Source organism: Pseudoalteromonas nanhaiensis, from assembly GCF_051235485.1.
GTDB classification, from domain to species: Bacteria; Pseudomonadota; Gammaproteobacteria; order Enterobacterales; family Alteromonadaceae; genus Pseudoalteromonas; species Pseudoalteromonas lipolytica_C.
Genome location: NZ_JBPNYQ010000008.1, coordinates 101,033 through 119,588 on the forward strand (window position 1 = coordinate 101,033; position 18,556 = coordinate 119,588).

14 protein-coding genes are annotated in these 18,556 nt (G+C 42.6%); 5 read left to right on the forward strand and 9 right to left on the reverse strand.

The features are described from left to right. The first annotated feature begins 15 nt into the window (after positions 1-15). Both ACSFVZ_RS09580 and ACSFVZ_RS09585 read left to right on the forward strand, forming a co-directional pair. Positions 16-882, forward strand: a complete 867-nt coding sequence (locus ACSFVZ_RS09580; protein ID WP_235383106.1) for a pirin family protein — start codon at positions 16-18, stop codon at positions 880-882. Between the two features lie 54 nt (positions 883-936). Continuing rightward, complete coding sequence (locus ACSFVZ_RS09585) at positions 937-1,824, forward strand: LysR family transcriptional regulator (protein WP_435558694.1); 888 nt, start codon at positions 937-939, stop codon at positions 1,822-1,824. Here ACSFVZ_RS09585 and ACSFVZ_RS09590 read toward each other — a convergent pair. The 4 genes from ACSFVZ_RS09590 to ACSFVZ_RS09605 form a co-directional block, all read right to left on the reverse strand. Continuing rightward, positions 1,819-2,703: an SMP-30/gluconolactonase/LRE family protein gene (locus ACSFVZ_RS09590; RefSeq protein WP_435558695.1), complete on the reverse strand. Its 885-nt coding sequence runs from the start codon at positions 2,701-2,703 to the stop codon at positions 1,819-1,821. The genes ACSFVZ_RS09585 and ACSFVZ_RS09590 overlap by 6 nt on opposite strands. Before the next feature lie 27 nt (positions 2,704-2,730). Continuing rightward, positions 2,731-3,438, reverse strand: a complete 708-nt coding sequence (locus tag ACSFVZ_RS09595; RefSeq protein ID WP_435558696.1) for a sulfite exporter TauE/SafE family protein — start codon at positions 3,436-3,438, stop codon at positions 2,731-2,733. A 125-nt stretch (positions 3,439-3,563) separates the two neighbouring features. Then, positions 3,564-4,343 carry an SDR family NAD(P)-dependent oxidoreductase gene (locus ACSFVZ_RS09600; RefSeq protein ID WP_135923031.1) on the reverse strand — a complete coding sequence of 260 codons (780 nt, stop codon included), beginning with the start codon at positions 4,341-4,343 and terminating at the stop codon, positions 3,564-3,566. A gap of 45 nt (positions 4,344-4,388) precedes the next feature. Further along, positions 4,389-5,111: a FadR/GntR family transcriptional regulator gene (locus tag ACSFVZ_RS09605; protein WP_135923032.1), complete on the reverse strand. Its 723-nt coding sequence runs from the start codon at positions 5,109-5,111 to the stop codon at positions 4,389-4,391. A gap of 262 nt (positions 5,112-5,373) precedes the next feature. On the opposite strand from ACSFVZ_RS09605, the gene ACSFVZ_RS09610 reads away from it, so the two are divergent. After that, positions 5,374-7,002: a sodium:solute symporter gene (locus tag ACSFVZ_RS09610; protein ID WP_055020596.1), complete on the forward strand. Its 1,629-nt coding sequence runs from the start codon at positions 5,374-5,376 to the stop codon at positions 7,000-7,002. A gap of 43 nt (positions 7,003-7,045) precedes the next feature. On the opposite strand, the gene ACSFVZ_RS09615 is transcribed toward ACSFVZ_RS09610, so the two are convergent. Beyond that, entirely contained in the window at positions 7,046-8,074 is a 1,029-nt protein-coding gene (locus ACSFVZ_RS09615; protein WP_435558697.1) for a glycoside hydrolase family 43 protein, read from the reverse strand. A 133-nt stretch (positions 8,075-8,207) separates the two neighbouring features. Between ACSFVZ_RS09615 and ACSFVZ_RS09620 the strand changes: the two genes are divergently transcribed. Continuing rightward, complete coding sequence (locus ACSFVZ_RS09620) at positions 8,208-9,182, forward strand: arabinan endo-1,5-alpha-L-arabinosidase (protein WP_295511664.1); 975 nt, start codon at positions 8,208-8,210, stop codon at positions 9,180-9,182. 81 nt (positions 9,183-9,263) lie between these two features. Here the strand turns inward: ACSFVZ_RS09620 and ACSFVZ_RS09625 are convergent, their stop codons facing one another. The 4 genes from ACSFVZ_RS09625 to ACSFVZ_RS09640 all read right to left on the reverse strand — a co-directional run bounded on the left by ACSFVZ_RS09625 (position 9,264) and on the right by ACSFVZ_RS09640 (position 16,650). Continuing rightward, positions 9,264-9,689 (reverse strand): FKBP-type peptidyl-prolyl cis-trans isomerase, encoded by a 426-nt coding sequence (locus ACSFVZ_RS09625; RefSeq protein ID WP_435558698.1) that lies wholly within the window; start codon positions 9,687-9,689, stop codon positions 9,264-9,266. Between the two features lie 10 nt (positions 9,690-9,699). After that, positions 9,700-12,144: a beta-L-arabinofuranosidase domain-containing protein gene (locus ACSFVZ_RS09630; RefSeq protein WP_435558699.1), complete on the reverse strand. Its 2,445-nt coding sequence runs from the start codon at positions 12,142-12,144 to the stop codon at positions 9,700-9,702. 80 nt (positions 12,145-12,224) lie between these two features. Beyond that, positions 12,225-13,562: an MFS transporter gene (locus tag ACSFVZ_RS09635; protein WP_138557847.1), complete on the reverse strand. Its 1,338-nt coding sequence runs from the start codon at positions 13,560-13,562 to the stop codon at positions 12,225-12,227. Positions 13,563-13,833: 271 nt separating this feature from the next. Then, a complete protein-coding gene (locus tag ACSFVZ_RS09640; protein ID WP_235383099.1) occupies positions 13,834-16,650 on the reverse strand; it encodes a TonB-dependent receptor in 2,817 nt (938 codons plus the stop codon). A 598-nt stretch (positions 16,651-17,248) separates the two neighbouring features. Here ACSFVZ_RS09640 and ACSFVZ_RS09645 point away from each other — a divergent pair. After that, on the forward strand, positions 17,249-18,211 hold the full coding sequence (locus ACSFVZ_RS09645) for a glycoside hydrolase family 43 protein (protein WP_435558700.1): 963 nt from the start codon (positions 17,249-17,251) through the stop codon (positions 18,209-18,211). The last annotated feature ends 345 nt before the right edge of the window (positions 18,212-18,556 follow it).

Here is an 18,556-nt window from a genome sequence, read left to right on the forward strand (position 1 = left end):
TTAAGAGGCGCGAGCATGGCAAAATTATTAACAGCAACCAGCCACGATATTGGTGGGCTCGATGTAAAACGCATCTTGCCGCATTTTGACAAGAAAATGGTAGGCCCATTTATCTTTTTTGACCACATGGGGCCGAATCACTTTCCTCGCGGTGAAGGCATAAATGTAAAGCCTCACCCTCATATTGGCCTGTCAACGCTCACTTATTTATTTACGGGCAGCATTTACCATCGCGATTCGCTAGGTAATAGCCTGCAAATAGAACCCGGCGATGTTAACTGGATGACAGCAGGTCGCGGTATAGTGCACTCAGAAAGAGAAAGCCTTGAGGTGCGGGCGAGCGAGCACGACATCAATGGCCTGCAATGCTGGGTTGCTTTACCTGAGAGTATGACCGAAATAGCACCGCGCTTTGAACATATCAAAAAACAGCAGCTGCCTGAAAAAATAGAAAAAGGCGTGTTGATGCGACTCATCGTGGGTGATGCCTATGGCTTAAGCTCGCCGGTGAAAAGCTACTCGCCGATGTTTTATGTAGATACGGTAGCCGAGCAAGGTAGCCATATTACTAAACCGCATCCTCATCATGAAACCGCCGTGTATGTTATTTATGGTGAAATTAGTGTGGGTGATACTCGCTATACCCAAGGCGACTTTGTGCTACTTGATGACAGCGAACACGAAATAACGACACTGGTGCACAGCCGCTTTATTTTACTTGGTGGCAGTAAATTTAATAAAGTCCCATATTTACACTGGAATTTTGTCGCTTACAGCAAACAGCGCATCGAGCAAGCAAAACAAGATTGGCAAGCTCAGCGCTTTGCAAGCATTCCTGGTGATGAGCTTGAGTATATTGAGTTGCCCACTGCTAAAAAGTAAACTTTTTCAGCATTTACAGGTACTATTAGGCAGTTAAGTAAGCAAAGGAACATCATGCTAAGAATTACGCTAGAACAGTGGCGCATGTTTCGTGCTGTTGTTGAATTTGGAGGCTTCAACCAAGCCTCACAAGGCATTCATAAAAGCCAATCGAGTATTCATAATGCAGTTGGTAAGATTGAATCTGCACTCAATGTAAAGTTATTCAGCATTCAAGGCCGTAAAACAGTACTCACTGAATCTGGTGAAATGATACTGCGCCGTGCCAATTACTTACTTGATGAAGCTGCAAAAGTTGAGGCTATAGGTCAAACCTTAGGTGAAGGTATAGAAAGTAAATTACGCATTGCTGTTGATGCTATTTTTCCGCAGCAATTGCTTTATAAAGTGCTTAACGATACTTCGTCGCAATACCCGCAACTGCGTATTGAACTGCATGAGTCTGTGCTAATGGGGGGCAATGAGCTGCTCGAAAACGATCAGGTTGATATTGCCATTACCGGCTTTCCGATAGCGGCAAACTTTCACGAAGAATTATGCGATATCGAATTTATCGCTGTAGCTCACCCAGATCACCCTTTACATGCGATAGAGCGTGAAATCACTCTCGAAGATTTAAAGTCACACCGCCAAATTGTTGTTCGCGACTCAGCAAAAAAACACAAACAAGATGGTGGCTGGTTAGGTGCCGACCAGCGCTGGACCGTTACTCATATACGCACTTCGATTGATATGATCAGTAATGGACTTGGCTTTGCATGGCTACCAAAAATAGCGATAGAAAAACAACTCGCTGCTGGGCAAATGAAAGCGCTCAATTTAACTCATAACAGTAGTCGTAGCGCTAAGTTACATTTGCTCTTTAAAGATGGTGACAAACTAGGTCCGGCAGCACGCGCATTTCTTGGCGAATTGCGTTATCAAGTGATGGAAAACCTATAGTTTTAGGGGCGTTTCAGCAATACCTTTAACGCCCGGCTCAAGAATAAACACGCCCCCACTGTGCGGGTAATCAGCGAGCACCGAGTCTTCTAACCCTACTGCAGCAGTCGTCACCGCAAGATGTGTGAGCTCCTCGCCGACAAATGCGACACTCGTAACACGCGGTGCGGGCAAGCGAATAAACTGCACCTGCTCACCACTTGGAGCAAAACGATAAATGCCATAACCATTCCATGCGGCAACCCAAAGATGATCTTCGCTATCGACGGTCATGCCATCAGGAAAGCCCATATTGTCAGTAAAGCGAATAAACTCGTGCTTATCAGCAAGCTCGCCATGCTCATTCAGAGTGAAGCGGTAGATTGTTTGTTTATCTGAGTCTGTAGAATATAGAAACTGGCCATTTTTACTTACCGCGGGGCCATTGCTAATCGTGTAGTCATGATCTACCGCTGTCGGAGTCTGACCATGACCAAAACGGTATAACTTGCCACTACTGCTTTGCTCTTGAGAGTCCATTGAGCCAAAAAAGCCAAAGCCTTGGCGAGACGTTTTACCATCGTTTAAGCGGTTTTGTAGCGGTTCGTGATCTATTGCATAAACTAGCTCGCGGCTAAAGTCTTCACTATTTAGCTTATAAACACCTTTAGCAAAGCCTGCCACTAATTCGCCTTGCTCGGTTTCCATCACCCAGCAAATAGGTTCTGGCATAGTAAACTGGCTAACGCGCATCGATTGGCAATCTAAACGAAACAAACGCTGCCCTAAAATATCGACCCAAAATAAACAGTTATGCGCCTTGGCAAAATAGGCACCTTCGCCTAATTGGCATTGGCTAGAAATGATTACTTTAATGGTGTCATCGAGCATAGGCTTCATTACACAAACAGCTGAACTATTCTCATTCTATCTGTGTATGAAAATAAGTGCTAGGCCAGATAAACCAGCAACCAGTAAGATGATGCCGCGAATGGCCTTTTCATTGAGGTTATTGTTGATCACAAACGACAAGCCCCAGCCAATTAAAATTGCGGGTAAGCAGAAAAAGAACAACTTCACATCAGCCATATCGGCAGAGCCTGTAAGCATCAGTACAACAATGCCAAACAAGTTTATAAATACGAAAAAGGCGCTTAGATTAGCTTTAATTTTGTCTTTATCTTCAGCTTGATAGAGCAGCCCCATTGGCGCGCCACCAGCAGAAGTAGTGGTGCCTAAAAAGCCCGACGACATCGACGCTAGCAAGCTTGTAATGGTGGAAATTTTCGGTTTCATACCTATGATAGACAACGCCACCACCACCAAAATACTCACCCCAAGCAATAGCTGATACTGCTTCGCATTGACATACAACATCACAATAGCAGCAAAGATAACCCCCACAGCTCCACCAATAATGGATATGCCTGTTTGTTTCATGTCTATCGAGCCACGGTGTTTAATCATTAACACCGACGTTAAAAACAGCGCATTCAAAATCATTGGTCCCGGCACCAGCTCTGGCATTAGCCAGTAAAGCACTGGCACACATAACATGCCTAAACCAAAGCCAATAACACTTTGCAGGCAAGCGCCAATAATCAGAATTAAATAAACAAGCACAAAGTCGGTCAAACTTTCTTACCACCTTCCTAACTATGAGATTTCAAATGTTTTAAATAATTATTTATTATTATAGTATCATTTGAATTATGTAAAATTTTTTTCTTTGCTTTAAGTTAATGCAACTGACAATTTAGTTAAGTCCAACCTGCATCCACTATCAGTGATTGTGCTGTCATCATGCAGCTATCATCAGCGGCTAAGAATAGCGCGGCATTCACTACATGGTCTGGTTGAATTGTTTCGTTAATACATTGACTTAAACGAACATCTTCAATCATTTCTGGGGTTAGCCAATGAGTAATTTGGCGCTCTGTCATCACCCACCCCGGAACCAGTGAATTTACACGAATATTGTCTTTACCATATGAAGCAGCTAATGAACGGGTTAAACCTTCAATCCCCGCTTTCGCTGTTGTGTAGGCTGGCATGCCTGTTTGCTTAATACGCCAGCTTACCGATCCCATATTGATAATGCTACCACCGCCTAAACGCTGCATGTGTTCAACCACAGCTTGCGATGAGAAAAAACACGGGCGCAAGTTAACTGCAAACTTGTCTTCCCAATATTTCACATCCATATTTTCAGCGGCATGGCGGGTGTCATCGGCTGCGTTATTAATTAACACACCAATGTCACCCTGTTGCTGACGAGTTTGCTCAATGGCCGCTTTTAAGGCTTCTACATCACGTATATCGCAATGAATAAATTGCGGGTCAAACTCATATTTACCAGCTAATTTCGCACATAACGCATCGCTTTGCTCGGTTGCAATATCAACAAAGGTGACTTTCGCGCCCTGCTCGCAGAACCGCGTTACCATTACTTCACCAATTCCCGATGCACCGCCAGTAATAAACACACTCTTACCAACAAGGCTTGGGTAAACTGTTTTTAGCTCGTTTGAATTTGGCATGATAACCTTTTGTTTTAAAGTAATTACAACGTCAAAAAGCGATACTTATTGAGCCGCTTCTTTATCAGCGATTTCTTTTTCAATAAACGCCATTGCTTCATCAATCATGTACGTCATCATGTTTTTAGCACGTTCAGGATCGCCGCTCGCAATCGCGTTATACACTTTAAAGTGCTCTTCAGCGATGGCCTTTTTGTTGCCCTTAGCAGGTGTAGTATGTTGAATACTCACGTGTAATGCGGTGCTAATAAAATCACGTAATTGATAGAAGAAACGGTTACCACTGGCATGTAAAATTGCAGTGTGGAAGGCAAGATCTGGCTCATGCATTACGCCTTCTGGCTCTTCTGCTGCCGCTTGCATTTTATCGAGTGCCATTTTGATTTCTGCAATGGCTGCTTGGTCGCCTTTTCTTGCTGCAAGTGCTGCTGCTTGTGGCTCAATCGCCAAGCGCACTTGTAAGAATTCTTTTAATACGTACAGCGATGGGCTGCTTTCTAACAACCATTTTAATACGCTTGTATCGTATAAATTCCAGTTATCAGCAGACTCAACACGAATACCTTGTCGTGGACGAGAAGAAATCAGTCCTTTTGCTGCTAGCATTTTCACTGCTTCACGAACAGCTGTGCGGCTAATACCATACACTTCGCATAATTGTGCTTCGGTTGGTAGCCCCGTTTCAGAGTTATAATCTCCAACAATAATTGCCTTACCAAGCTCATTGGTAACTTGTTGTGATAGGTTTAAATTTTCTAAGCGCGCCATGTGTGTTCCTCAAAAGATCTGAGTAATATGATACATCTATAAAGCTATTCCGTCATCCTGGAAATAATTGATTAAAATCAATAACAAACAAAAAATAGCCTAATGCAAGTGTCTATAAATTGCGCAATCAAGTCACCATTTCAACTACATAGTGTCACCTTATTTTAACAAATCTCTTTCACTTGGCCTATTTATAATATAATATTTTTATTAGACAACTAAAAAAGCAAAAATTCTCTTTCAAAATTAGGTGGAACACACGATGGTCGAACTAAGTACCTTAGACTGGGCAGTGCTAGCAGGATTTTTTGTCCTGTTACTGGGCGTTGTCGTGATGTCTATGCGACAAAAAGAAGAAGACACCGCTGATTACTTTTTAGCGGGTCGTAATGCAAGTTGGTTAGTGATTGGTGCCTCTATTTTCGCATCAAACATTGGCTCGGAACATTTAGTGGGCCTTTCAGGTTCAGGTGCACAATCGGGTATGGCACTGGCTCACTGGGAGATGCAATCGTGGATCATTCTACTACTCGGTTGGATTTTCGTGCCTTTTTATTGGAGTAGTAAAGTCTACACCATGCCAGAGTTCCTTGAGCGCCGCTTTAACTCTAAATCACGTACCTTCTTATCTGTTATCTCATTGATTAGTTATGTATTAACCAAGGTTGCGGTGACGGTTTATGCTGGTGGTATCGCGTTTAAAACAATCTTAGGTATTGAGAGTATTTGGGGTATCGATTTCTTTTGGATTTCAGCCATTGGCCTTGTGGTGATCACTGGTATTTATACGGTACTTGGCGGTATGAAAGCCATCATGTGGACCTCGGTGTTGCAGACCCCTGTGCTCATTATTGGCTCCTTAGTCATATTAGTTGTTGGTTTAGATAAAGTAGGTGGCTGGGCAGAAGTTGAGCGTATCAACGATGCTAATATGCACCTTATTCGTAGTGCTTCAGATGCTGAATTCCCATGGCCTGGCATTGTGTTTGGTTCATTCATAATTGGTTTTTGGTATTGGTGTACAGACCAATACATCGTACAACGTGTTTTATCTGCAAAAGGCATTAAAGAAGCCCGTCGTGGTACCATGTTTGCCGGTTACTTAAAGCTACTTCCTGTATTTATCTTCTTAGTACCGGGCATGATTGCATACGCATTAAATGTTAAAGGTATTATTAGCTATGAAAGTGCTGACCAAGCCTTCCCAACGTTAGTTGCTGAGCTATTACCAGCGGGCGTAAAGGGAATTGTAATTGGTGGTTTAGTAGCGGCTCTTATGAGCTCTTTAGCATCATTATTTAACTCATCAGCAACCTTGTTCACCATTGATTTCTATAAAAAATTCAAACCAGAATCATCTGAGAAGCACCTTCTTAAAGTAGGCCGCATTGCCACTATCGTTATTGTTGTATTAGGCCTTCTATGGATACCCGTGATGAGCTTAATTGCCGATGTGCTTTATGAATACTTGCAAAGTGTGCAGTCTCTTATTGCACCGGGTATTGCTGCGGTATTCTTACTAGGTTTATGTAGTAAACGCATCACTCCAACAGCGGGTTTTGTGGGCTTAGTATCAGGGTTTGTACTGGGTATGATCCGCTTAGTGTTACTACCGTTTAAGGATGATTTAACAGGTTCATCGTTTGCATGGATCACCACGATGAACTGGTTGTATTACTGTATTCTGCTATTTGTCGTGGTCGTTGCGATTATGATTGTGGTGAGTATTTTCACCAAACAAGCAGACGAAGAACAATTGAAAGGTCTTACTTTCTCAAGCCTAGATAAAGCAACTATGAAAGAAGTAGCTGCCGGCTTAGATAAGTGGGATTACATTCATACCGCGGGTATTATTGGTATTACTGCCTTTATTTACTACCGCTTCTGGTAATCGTTCGTTCCCAAAGTTGTAGGGCGCCAATTGGCGCCCTTTTTTAATCAGCGAGTTCTGGTGAAAACACTGGAAAACCGTTTTTATCCCACGTAATAATACGTGCTCGCGCATGGCGGTTAGGATCTGTAAGTGGTGTGCCTTTGAGCTCTTTATAGTCACGGCTGTGATAAATCATTAAATCGGTTATCCCATCTTCAGCTTTCACAAAACTGTTGTGTCCAGGACCAAAACGACCTAGCTCAGCATTGCTGGTAAACACCGGCTCAGCCTTCTTATGCCAGCTAGCAGGGTCAAGTAAGTCAGCATTCACATCTGCCCATAGCAAGCCCATTGCATATCGATGATCGGTGGCACTGGCTGAATAAGTGACAAATATTTTATCGCCATGGGTGATGACTGCAGCACCTTCGTTCACCTTATAGCCTTGCACTTCCCAATCAAGAGTTGGCTCTGTAATCGCAATAATCGGTTCTTTAATTGATGTTGGTGAGTCCATTTCAGCTAACCATAAAGCCGAGTTATAGGTTGCAGGCTGGTTTTGCTGCGCCCAAATCATATAACGTTTACCCTTGTGCGTAAAACTTGTGGCATCAAGCGAAAAACTATCAAGATGGCTGGTGACTTGCCCCATTTCTTGCCACTCACCTTGCATCGGGTTAGCGCTGTCGTTTTTAAGTGCATACATGCGAATACTAAACGGCTTTTCGATATCACCTGCAGCGAAGTAGATATACCAACTGCCATCAATCTGATGCAGCTCAGGGGCCCAAATATTGACACTCATTGGGCCTTTATCGCGCTTTTGCCAAATAACCTTCGGCTCAGCTAATTTTAAATCGTTTAAGCGACAAGCTTGGCGCAGCTCAATTTCATCAAATTTCGGCGAACTACCTATAAACGTGTAACAGCCACTTTTATCATCGCGAACTAACCAAGGATCGGCACGTTTGAGTACAATGGGGTTATCAATTGGCGCTAAAGTCTTGCTACTATTAGCATCAGCAAGGGCTGACAATGGCGAGGCACTTAACGCACTAACAAGCGTTAGCCGAGATAATTTTTTGAGCATAATGTGTCCTGTATTTCGTCTCGATTTTATTGTTAATATTGTATTACATATTATATAGTAGCTGAATGAACACAAGAGTTAAAACAACAAAAGGTATTCAAGCATGAGACCCGTAAGTAAGGTGACACACGCAATGAAGTGGCTTTCAACAGGGCTACTTTTTTCTGCCGCAGCCGTTTCTGCAAAGCAAGTTGAAGTACACGATCCGGTGATGACCAAAGAAGGCGACACGTACTATGTATTTAGCACAGGCCCTGGTATTACCTATTATGAATCGAAAGATTTAACCAACTGGAAACTCACAGGCCGCGTTTTTAAAGACGAGCCAAGTTGGGCAAAGCGTATTTCACCAAGCTTTGATGGCCACTTATGGGCACCTGATGTGTATGAGAAAAATGGTAAGTTTTACCTTTATTACTCAGTCTCTGCATTTGGCAAAAACACCTCAGCAATTGGTGTAACGATTAACGAAACCCTTGACCCATCATCACCTGATTACAAGTGGATTGACTACGGCATAGTGGTTGAATCAGTGCCTGAGCGTGACGATTGGAACGCGATCGACCCTGCCATTATCGAAGATGAGAATGGTACACCGTGGATGAGCTTTGGTTCGTTCTGGGGTGGTCTTAAACTAGTACAACTTGATGATGACATGGTGCGCTTAGCAAAACCTGAAAAATGGCACCACATTGCGAGTCGCCCAAACACGGAACATGGCCCAATTGAAGCACCTTATATCTTTAAAAAGAACGGCTATTACTACTTGTTTGTTTCGTTTGATAAATGCTGCCGTGGCGTTGAGAGTACTTACAACGTGCGCGTAGGCCGCAGTAAAAACATCGAAGGCCCATATTTAGATCAACAAGGTCGCTCTATGGTTGATGGCGGTGGCAGTTTAGTTATTGAAGGTAACAAAGATTGGGCTGCTCTTGGCCACAATGCTGCATACACCTTTGATGGCAAAGACTATTTAGTATTACACGCCTACGAAACCGCCGACAACGGCGTGCAAAAGCTACGTATTTTACCTATGAGCTGGAAAAACGATTGGCCGGTTGTTAACCCCGCCGACCTAAATAAGCTCAAAACCAAGCTCACAAAGTAATTATTCAAACCAAAAAAACCTGCAAATTGCAGGTTTTTTATTTGCTTTAATGACCTCGTTTGAGGTTGAAAGTAGGTGTTATCAACTAAAATCAACCAAGGTAATATCAACGAGCATGGGGCTTTGGCAGCCTTGTTGATGCTTTTCTTCAATAAATACGCTGTACACATCGCGCGCAAGGTGTGCAGGGATTAAAACCTCAAAGCGACTGCCTTTATTCATTAATTGCAATGCTTCTTGCAAGCCCACTATCGCCTCTGCAATTTCGTACTCTACAGCAGCGCCTTGCTTGCGAGTGTCGAACAACACCCGACCATTTTTAAGGGTAACGCGTTGATGCACAGTCACTGTGGCATCCCAACTAGGTTTATCCCCCTGACCTTGCTCAATTACTCGATAACCAAGCCCTGTCGGTGTTCGGTAAAAACTGTGTTGCTCAGCGCTGTTATCTAAAAGCGACGGTAAGACTTGCTCTTTCGCCGTCGCGAACACATTGTTGCTTAACATAGCCAACTCTTTATTGTGCGTTAATTAAACGAATACCATAGATACCACCGGCAACAGAATCTTTGTCGGCAGCAAAACGTAAGGTCAGCGTTTTCGACTTTTTCATTGCTTCTGTTAACGGGTAATCAATGGTGTAGAACTCATCAGTTGGTTTACCTACAGGCAAACTAACTGCTGCTAATTGCTCACCATTTAAATTAATTGAGAAATGACGATTCACATCGCCAATAAAATAGCGAACACGCAAAGCAACCGCTTTTTGTTCTGGGTTACTAAGCTGATACTCAAACCAACCTGTCGCATCGCGCCAATGATGACCATTATTAACACCTGCACGGGTTCCTTCACCTTTAAAGTCGTGTTCGACTTCAGGTTGTTGTTCACCCGGCGTAATTTGATCAACGGTTAATAAACGAAGCTGCTCTTTCGCTTGCTCGGCCGCTTTTGCATCGGCAACAAATTGCGTGAACTCAGCTTCGCTTTGCTGCGGCCAATACACTTGATAGCGACTATCGTGTAAGCGGAAGAACGGAATTAGCTCTGTGCTCTTAGTGTTATCGATACCTTGCTTGGCAATCGCCACATTTTTATCGGCGATAAATGCGAGTTCTTGGCCCGGTTTACGAGTGAGATCGGCAATAAATTTTTCTGGCTCGCTCAGCATAATTGGTAGAGCCTCTGGCGGACAAGTCGGCCCTGCGGCAATGTGGCCCATGCGGCTATTATCAGCAACAAAGTTAAGCTTTTCATTGGCAAATGCTTGTACTTTGGTGGCCATTACAACAGGCCCGTACATCACCGAATAATAATGCTGACCATCAGGGAGCTGCTCAGTATAAAGCTTAGGACTAAGCTCAAAGGCAAGTTTATCACCACTTTGCCACGCATGGCTGATGCTGTAGTAACCGTCTTTTTCGATTGCGCTGACAGCTTGTCCATTTAGAGTAAAGCTCAGCTCGCCTTGTTGCCAAGACGGTTTACGAATATGAATTACCGACTCATTGTTTTGCCCCTCAGACAAACGATTCACGGTCAGTGAGACCTTGTTATCATCTGGGAATTGGCTTTCTTGCGTGATCTGTAAGCCCTGCTGTTGCCAGTTTAAGGTGCTTGGAATAAACAAGTTTACCCATAGCTCTTTGCCAGTATTGCTATAAACCAGCTCACCATATTTGCTGTGATTTTCAATACCTGAGCCTACGCAACACCACATTGAATCTTGCACTGACGAATACATACGGTAATGACCAGGACGCATTGAGGTAAAGTAAACAAGACCACCATGCTCTGGGTGTTGTGATGATAAAATATGGTTATATATGGCGCGCTCATAATAGTCTAAATAGCGCGTATCACCGCTTTTTAAGAACAATAACTTACTTAGTTTCATCATGTTGTAAGTGTTGCAGGTTTCTGGGCCTTCAACATCTTCAACCATTGGCGTGAAATCACTTTTATCATGAAAATGCTCACGTACTGAGTTACCGCCAATTGATACTGAGCGCTCTTGGCTCACTGTTTTCCAGAAAAAGTCAGCACCTTGCTGCCATGCTTCATCATCGCTGGCATTTGCTACTTTCAACATGCCAATAATTTTTGGAATTTGCGTATTGGCATGCAGGCCCGTTAACTTATCTTCTTTGTGTAATAAAGGTTCGATAATGATGTTATGAGAAAACTGGCGGGCTAGCTTTAAGTAGCGCTCATCATCACTAATAAAGTACATGTCAGCAAACACATCATTTAAGCCACCATGCTCTGAATACAGCATTTGTTGAACTTGTTCATCAGTTAGCTTTGCTGTGGTCGCTAAGAACCATTCGCCTAACTTAAATAGCATTTGTTTGGCTTTATCACTACCGGCTACGTCGTATGCATCACGCAAGCCATGGAAAATTTTATCGATGTTATAAAGCGGTACCCAGCGGTCATTTAAGCTAAATAAGTCTGCTTTGATTTCACCCTTTTCAATCTGCTGCCACATTTCATCGCCATTTGGGATACCACCTAAGTAACCACCTGTGGCTTGTTGGGCGCGATCCAGCTCGCTTAGCATATAATCTAAACGCTGCTTTAATTCTTCGTCACCGGTGGCTGCCCACGCAAGACTCAAGGCAGAAAGGTAATGACCACCAATATGGCCATCAAGACCTGTGCTTTCCCAGTTGCCATAGTTAGGCGCTTTAGGTTCAAGGCCGGCTTCACGCAGGTAAGGAGCAAGTAGCTGATCAGGATGAAGTGCTAATAAATAACGCACATTCGTTTGCTGTGCATGTAAAAACGGGCTGGCGCTTAAACTTACTTGGTTTAGGGCAAATAAATGTTGTTCGCTGGTATGTTCAGCATGCTCCACAGCAGCAGTTTGTTTACTGTCTGTTGGCAGCTCACTACAACCGGTCACAGTTAATAATGCAGCACAAATGCTTGCTAAATAGCTAACTTTTAATGTGTTCATACTGTTTGTTGCCTCCCAGCGAATTGTTATTTTAAAGAGCAAAGCGCACACCCCGTTTAGTGTGCGCATTTAAAGAGTGGTTATTTTGGTAGGCGTTTATGAATAACCATATCCGTATAGTACTCATCGGTAATTTTGTATTTTTTCAAGATCAAACCAAGTAAGGCGTGAAATACACCAGGAATGATAGTTAGCATCAGTGCTAAGCCCATTAGGGTGAACTCGGTTTGCTCAACGTTAGGCTTGTACTCAAAGAATGCCAGTAATAAACCACCTGCTAAGCCAGCTAAACCGCCACCAGCTTTTTGGCAGAATGAAATGCCGCCAAACGATAGACCTGATGCACGAACACCGTCTTTAATTTCACCGTAATCTACAGCTTCAGCAATTGCAGACCAGAATACTGGCGCGTGTAAATCAACCACAAATGACAAGATGATATAAAGTACAAACGCCATCATCACATCACCCGGTTGCACCACAAAGTACATTAGCAATGAGATGAATAACACGGCAATTTGTGATTGACGGAATAGCTTCATTTTACAGTAACGCTGCGTGATCCACGTACTTGCCACCATAGAGACAATAGATGCAGCAATACCTGCACTGGTAAAGGCACCTGCTAAGTCTGGTACACCTAAATAATACGTTGCGTAATACATAGCAACACTGCCACGAATCGCATAACCAAGCGTACCTAGTACACATGCAGCACACAGTAGTAACCACTGGTCGTTTTTAAGTAGTACCTTTAATTGCGTAAGCACGCCTTCGGTTTGTGGCTCATGAGTAATACGTTCGCGGGTAGTAAAAAAGCAGAACAAGAACAACGCAACAGCACATGCCGATACCAATGCCATTGCCAGTTTATAACCATACGATAAGCTGCCATCTCCCCAATATGAGGCAAGTAGCGGAACTGAAAATACAATGACTACATTAGCAATTTTAGCGAAGAACATACGGTAGCCATTGGCTGACAAACGCTCTTTAGGATCGGCAGTTAATACACCAATGTAAGAGATATAAGGGATAGCAACACCGGTAAACATCAAGGTCGCAAACAGGTAAGTGGCATAAGCCCAAGCTAACTTCATGTTGTAGTCGAAATCAGGCGTGGTAAATAGCAGTACGACCGACAAACCATATGGCACAGATAAAAATAAGAACCAGTGACGGAACTGACCCCAACGAGTTTTCACTTTGTCGGTGATCACCCCCATTAAAGGGTCGGTAAAGGCATCAACAAAACGCGCCACTAAAAACAACACACCCATATCAACCGGATCAAGTCCGTAGATATCGGTGTAAAAGAAAGACATAAAATAGAATAACGCTGCAACCATGACATTTACTGCCATGTCACCGGCACCAAAGCCGACCTTTTCTACAACGGATAACTTTTGAGATTCCATACAACAACACCCTAATTGGTCAATAATGAGTCGCAACTCACTATTTCAAGCAATGTCGAAAACCCTCAACATTGCGTATCAAATAAATTTACAGCCTTAGATATTACACAGCTTGGCCATAGCGTTCGTTATTTTTGTAAATTTAATGCTAATCTAATTCATAGTATTATCATACTTATTAAATCGCAACTCTTTTCGACCGATGGTTAGGTTTATAGAAACCAATAAAAAACCCCAGCAAAGCCGGGGTTTTTAGGTCTATAAAAGAAATTTAGAAAGAATAACGCGCACCTAGTGCGAATGTACGTGAGTAGATACCGTTACCAAAGTTAAATAGGTTGTCGTTACCTTCACCGTAGTAGCTTTGATATACGTCGTCGAGGATGTTCGTTGCATCAAAGGTTACAACAAAGTCATCATTCACATTGTAGCTAAATTGGAAGTCTAAGCTTTGCTCAGGACGATTCCAAAACTGAATCGGGTTAGCAAAGATTGCCGCTTCGTTACCTGTGTAGAACTCAGAACGCCATACATAAGATAAACGCATATCGAATGAATCACGCTCGTAGATACCTACGATGCTGTACGATTCATCAGAAACACCTGCCATTTGTGAATCAACATAACCAGAGATTTCACCTAGCTCATTGAATTCAGGTGTATCTTGCTCTGAGTCAAGCATCGTATAGCTTGCTTGCACACCAAAACCGTTTAAGTACTCTGGTAAGTTTTCTGGGAAGTAAACTAAACCAACTTCTAAACCAGACAGTTCACCGTTTGAAGCATTCACTGGTGCACTTAATACATATGGGCGTGTTACGCCATCATCGCCTTCGCGCACTACTTGCTTACGACCCGCAACAACTAAGCCTTCAATTTCACGGTAAAAGTAAGCTGCGTAAAGTGAACTTGTATCTGCGAAGTACCATTCAAGTGATACGTCATAGTTCTTTGATTCTGTTGGTTTAAGCTCTGGGTTACCACCCGTACCAGTACCGTATGTAGCACCTTCTGTTAATGGATCGTACCAGTATTGCAGCGCGTTTAAGTCAGCAAAGTTAGGCATACGTAATGTTTCTGTGTACGCTACACGGCCCACTACATCATCAGTGATATTCCAGTTAAGTACTAAGCTTGGTAGTAATGCGCTGCTATCAGCACTTGCTGAGCTTTCTTCAAATACATTTGAGTTCATGCCGCCAGATTCAGCAATAAAGTCCATATCTTGCTCGTAGCTTACATAACGTAAACCAAACTCACCGCTGATATCTTCAGTTAAGAAGAAGTTAGTTGTGGCATATAGCGCGTATGAGTTTTCTTCGATATCAAAAGTTTTGTATACGTCTTCAGCTTCAAGGCCGTATACGCTACGAACAGCATCACCGTTATCTAGCATGTAACCACCGTCAGCAGTTACAAAGCTGTCGAAGACGTCAGCACGGCCATCGAAATAATCATCAACTTGGAACACAATACCAGAACCATCACCAGATGCCCCAGCTGCAGCTAATTGCTCAATTAAGCTAGCTACAGATGTGTTTGCAATGCCAGTATCTTGACCACGCGTGTACTCTTGCGCAGTACGTTTTTCGTAACGGCCACCGAATTTCACTTTATCAAAATAAGTACCACCAATTAGGTATTCAGCATCAAATGTGAAAGTTAATGCATCACCCGCGTTACCGCCGCCATTGTCATAAATAGTGCCAGCATTCCAGTTTTCGATAGCAGCCATATCTGCTTCGTTTACCGCTGTGTTTGGGTTATCCCAAAACGCGATGCCTGGTACGCCGTCTTTATCATTAAAATCAACGTCAAGACCCGTCGCTACACGATCAAAACGCATTGCGAAGAAATCTGTTTCGTACTCACTGTCTTGGTAAACAACTTCTGTATTAATGGTTAGGTAATCGCTTGCTTGCCACTCTGCACCTAGCGCATATAAGTAGCTATCTGTTTTACCATATGAAAAGTCACCACTTTGGAAACCGCCAGCGCCAATCGCTTGCTTTTCTTTAACCACATTAGTGCCATCAAACACAGTTGGTGTTTCAATGAAACCGTTACCGTTTTCAAACGTATTTGAGAACCACATCGCGTTTTGCGATTCGTTTTCGTAACCTGTGTAGAAACCCTCAGCTGTGATTTCTAGGGTTTCATCTGGTGCCCACTGTAAAGAGACAGACGCAGCTGGACGCTTACGAAGACCAGTGAATGAAGTACCAAAAATAGCATCACGTGCAAGTAGGTATTCAGTTGGCTCACCATTTACGTCTAAAGTAGAACCTGCCGCAGTCGGTAGACCTAACTCAGTGCCTTGAGTCCAAAATTCATTTGGTACACGTGAGTACGGTGAGTAGTTGTACTGTGGTTTATCAGTAAAGAATGGGAACGCTGCACCCGCTGTGATGGTGTCATCGCGGTAATGTGTTTCAGCATAAGAAATATTGAAAAGTGCACCAAACTCACCAGCACCGTCGATTTCCCAACGATTAGAAAGTAATGCACTGATATTTGGATCAACTTCATCTGGTTGATCTGAGTAAATCGCACGTGCCGCTAAAACAACTTTTTCACCTTCGAAGTTGAAAGGACGGTGGGTTTTAATATCAATCGCACCTGCGATACCACGTTCAATTTGATCCGCCGAACGGGTTTTATAAACTGTTACGCCTGAAAGTAAACTTGCAGGAATGTCTTGCAGCGCCACATCACGACCCGCACCTGTAAAGATAGCGCGGCCATTAACTGTGGTATTAACATCAGTAAGACCACGGATTGAAACCGCACTTACTTCACCAGCACCACGGCCTGTTGTTTGTACACCTGTCACACGTTGTAGTGCTTCAACTACATTGTTATCAGGGAATTTACCAATATCTTCAGCAACAATTGCATCCACGATTTGAACGCTTGCACGTTTTTCATCTAGCGCTTTGTTTAAACTGCCGCGAATACCTGATACTTGAATAACCTCCATCTCATCGACGTTATTCTCAGGAGTGTTTGGTGCTTCCTCCTGTGCAAAAGCAAATTGACAGGTAAATGCCATAACTACAGCACTGGCTATGTGTGTTCTTTTAAACATAAGCGGTGTTCTCCAAATTATAGTTATATCGGTCCGCTGAACTTTCCCCATTCAGTTACCGAAGAGTGACCACTGCATTGTGCATCGTGTGTTGTCAAAACGGTGCGCGAGTGTGTCTATATTTTTATTGTTAATACATTGCTGCCTTAACTTTAATCATATTGTATGATTATTTAACAGTCAACTCAAAAAGCCAAATTAAAATTAGTGCCATTATGTTTACAAAAAACGTTGTAATTATAACACGTTACAAACTCAAAAAGGGCTGCGTTTTTATTTTGGGAATTTATATAGACCCATTATTATCAGTCACTTAGCGTTTATTTATTTGCTTGTTTAATTTGTCTTTAGTTCATCCAGAGCGACAAAAAAGGGCTAACAAGTTATTTACCCGGCGTATTTTGATGCTACTATGATAAAAATACAATAATACAATATAAAGTTATTTTTTGCTGCACTTTTACTGGTTTGTTTCGATGTAAACAATCAGTTACTCAGTATAATCAGGCATACACTGTGTATTATCTGGTCATTTAGAACGAGCTCTAAGTACAAAAGCTGCAGTTCGAACAACAATTATTAGTCACAGAGGACACTCATGAAGAAATTGAAAGCGTTGGCGCTACCATTACTTTTTTCGAGCAGCTTAGCTGTTGCACAAAACCCATTATTTACCGATGTATTTACTGCAGACCCTGCGGCACTTGTTCACAATGACACCGTATACCTTTATACAGGCCATGATGAAGCCCCTAATAATGACGTGTTTTTTGAAATGCACGACTGGTTAGCCTTTTCATCAACAGATATGGTGAACTGGAAAAAACACGGCCCAATCATGAAAGCAACAGACTTTAAGTGGGCTAAAGGTGAAGCATGGGCTTCACACATGATTGAGCGTGATAGCACTTTCTATTTCTTTACCACAGTTCGTCACAACGATACAAAACCAGGTTTTGCAATTGGTGTTGCGACTTCTAAATCACCAACAGGCCCTTTTAAAGACGCCATTGGCCATGCATTGGTTACCGATGATATGACCAAGCACACGCCAAATGATTGGGACGACATCGACCCTGCAATTTTTACTGAAGAAAACGGCGATACTTACATGTTCTTTGGTAACTTAATGCCAAAATACGTAAAGCTGAGCGACGACTTACTGTCTCTTGATGGTGAAATTAAAACGCTTGATTTACCAAACTTTACCGAAGCGCTATGGGTTCATAAGAAAAACGACAATTACTATGTTTCGTACGCGTGTGAGTTCCCAGAGAAGATCTGTTATGCCATGAGCAAAAGCATTCATGGACCGTGGGAATATAAAGGTATCTTGAATGAGATAGCCGGTAACAGCGAAACCAACCACCAATCAATTATCGAATACAAAGGTAAAGACTACTTTATTTACCATACGGGTGCTGTACCACCGATTGATGGCAAACCAAGTGGCGGGCGTTTTCGTCGTTCAGTGGCGATTGAGCCACTTTACTACAACGAAGATGGCACACTTAAGCGCATTATCATGACCACTGAAGGTCTGAGTAAACAAGACAAGTAATATCAAAAAGGGCTCTTTAAGAGCCCTTTTTAATGCTCAAATGTAATACAAATAAGCAAATTTAACGGAAAATCCCCACTTTCAGATAAGCAAAAAACTTCCCTAATAACGCAAAAACAGCGAAAAAAACGCCAAAAATGGCAACTTGAAAAAATTAAAATCACGCTGTACATATTGTAAACATTGATACTTCATGTTTACATATCAATTACCTTTGCAAAAGTATTTGCACATTTTAAATCGTACTATAAAATTACAATACTACGTTCTTATTAGTTTGATATAGGCGCGCGGCAATTTTATTGACAACAATCGAATAAAAAAATGAATCCCAGTTTCAAGAGG